Here is a 2,376-nt window from a genome sequence, read left to right as displayed (position 1 = left end):
GCCATTATCATTGCGGAGAGTTGGACACCCTCGTACGACACCTGGATCAAGACCTTGGAAAACGGAGAGGAAAAACTGAAATCCATAGTCGATAAAATTCCACTGCAAAACCGTATGACCACCACCCAAGAAATTGCCGATACCTGCCTGTTCACTATATCTGACCGTTCATCGCACACCACCGGCCAGTTTATTTTTGTCGATGGGGGCTATGTCCATTTAGACCGTGCTTTGCTGACGAAATAAGGGGCTACGAAAGTCACTGCGTAAACGCAAAACGTGTACAAAAGAAAACGATGGTCATCTGTGAAACCTATGTAAATTCTATCTAAGCTCAAAAAGCTATCCAAAGAACGGAAATCCGAGGTAAACAAATTGGCGTTCAAATCAACTTCCCAGATGATGAACGCCGCTATTTTCGGTCAGATTATCATTCTGATTGTCTTTATTCCTTCGGTCACATATGGCGGGGAATTCGAGAACCTGCAACGGGCGCAAAAGCTGATGGTATGGCCATGATGATACAATTCCAAATCTATTGGACTAAAGTTTGCACACCCTGTGCATTGATTATTTGTTATCTTTGCAACGTGAAAATTATCGCTTTCGTACTATCTTTTTACATTTTAGCGCTCAATGTGCTGCCGTGCAGTGATACCCGTGCGGAGTTCGACGATACGCAGATAGAGGTGGCACTCAGTACGGATTCAGGGCACGACCACGGTGCCTTTGACCTATGCCCCCCATTTTGTAGTTGCCATTGCTGCCATGTACACACCATTGATTTTGGCGCAACGGCTTTCGCGCCTTTGCCTACTCCTATCTCCCAGGAAAACTTCTCACATTTCGAAAGCGTTTCCGATGGAGTAGTCTTTTCATTGTTACAACCTCCCAGGGCTTAATTCAGTTTTTAAGAGGATAGCTGTATCCTTCCACTACCCTATTCATGGGGTTGGTGCCTGTTTCATATGATTTTATGGTTGCCGAAAATCATATTGAAGAAATTAAACTGAATTAAATCCCTTTCTATGATCAATAAAATCATCTCATTTTCCATCAACAATAAATTTGTTGTTGGGCTATTAATAGTGGCACTTGTCGGTACGGGTATTTGGTCGATGGCCACTATCAATCTGGGTTCCGTGCCGGATATTACGAACAATCAAGTACAGGTAATTACGACCGCTCCCAACCTTGGGACGGAAGATATCGAACAATTTGTTACCTACCCTGTTGAGCTGGCAATGGCCAACCTTCCCGATGTAATCGAACTGCGTTCCGTTTCCCGTTTTGGACTTTCGGTGGTAACCATCGTTTTCGAGGATGAGGCGGGAACCTACCTGCCTAGACAGCTGGTACAGGAAAAGCTTACTGAGGTAAGCGATGAAATTCCAGAAGGATTCGGCACGCCTTTTATGGCTCCTATTACAACGGGTCTGGGAGAAATTTATCAGTATTCCATTAAAATAAAAGAGGGGTATGAAAATCAATATGATCCAATGGAGCTCCGTACTATCCAAGATTGGTTGGTAAAACGCCAAATGGCACTGGTGCCGGGCGTGGTAGAGGTCAATGCTGCGGGTGGTTTTGTAAAGCAATATGAGGTCGCCATCAATCCCAATAAGCTAAAGAGCTTTGGCATAACAATGTCGCAAGTTTTTGAAGCCCTTAAATTGAACAATGCCAATACCGGAGGTGCCTATATAGAAAAAAACCACCAGGCCAATTTTATTAGAGGCGAAGGACTTGCCCGTAGCATAGAAGATCTGGAGAATACCGTGGTAGCCTCCCAGAACGGGACGCCCGTGCTGGTACGCGATATCGCGGAAAACGTGGGCTACGGAAACCAGGTGCGTTATGGAGCTTTTACCCAAGATGGCAAAGAAGCCGTTGGGGGGCAGATCTTGATGCTCAAGGGCGAAAGTCCGAGCAATGTGATCGAGAATGTACAGGCCCGAATAGACGAGATTCAAAAATCACTTCCGGAAGGGCTATATATCGAACCTTTTCTAAGCAGGAGCGAACTCATTTCCAGAACCACAGGTACCGTAGAGAAGAATTTAATAGAGGGCTCCCTTATAGTAATCTTTGTATTGGTATTGCTCTTGGGAAGTCTCCGCGGCGGCCTTATTACGGCCTCAGTAATACCACTTTCCCTTTTGTTCGCCTTTATATTGATGAAACAGTTCGGCGTATGGGCAAACCTGATGTCCCTTGGCGCGATCGATTTTGGTATTATCGTGGATGGCGCGGTAATAATCGTGGAAGGTATGGTACTCCACATTCATCAACGGATGAAAAAATCCAAAAAACCTATTGACCAGACAGAAATGGATGAGATAGCCTACGATTCGGCAAGCACGATGATGAACTCCG

Annotated in this window: 3 protein-coding genes; all 3 read left to right on the top strand. The window is 45.2% G+C overall.

Translation table 11 applies throughout. From position 1 onward, the window contains the following. Window positions 1-246, top strand: a 246-nt coding sequence (locus tag ACEW8S_RS18185; protein WP_373519527.1) for an SDR family oxidoreductase, incomplete at its 5' end; no start/stop codon positions are given. A gap of 344 nt (window positions 247-590) precedes the next feature. Continuing rightward, the gene (locus ACEW8S_RS18180; RefSeq protein ID WP_373519526.1) at window positions 591-902 is read left to right on the top strand and encodes a DUF6660 family protein; all 312 of its coding nucleotides are present in this window, start codon (window positions 591-593) and stop codon (window positions 900-902) included. Window positions 903-1,028: 126 nt separating this feature from the next. Next, window positions 1,029-2,376, top strand: a 1,348-nt coding sequence (locus ACEW8S_RS18175) for an efflux RND transporter permease subunit (RefSeq protein WP_373519525.1), incomplete at its 3' end; no start/stop codon positions are given.

Origin of the sequence: Pricia sp., assembly GCF_041745955.1 — a bacterium.
Lineage (GTDB): Bacteria > Bacteroidota > Bacteroidia > Flavobacteriales > Flavobacteriaceae > Pricia.
This window is presented reverse-complemented; position numbering and strand designations above follow the sequence as displayed.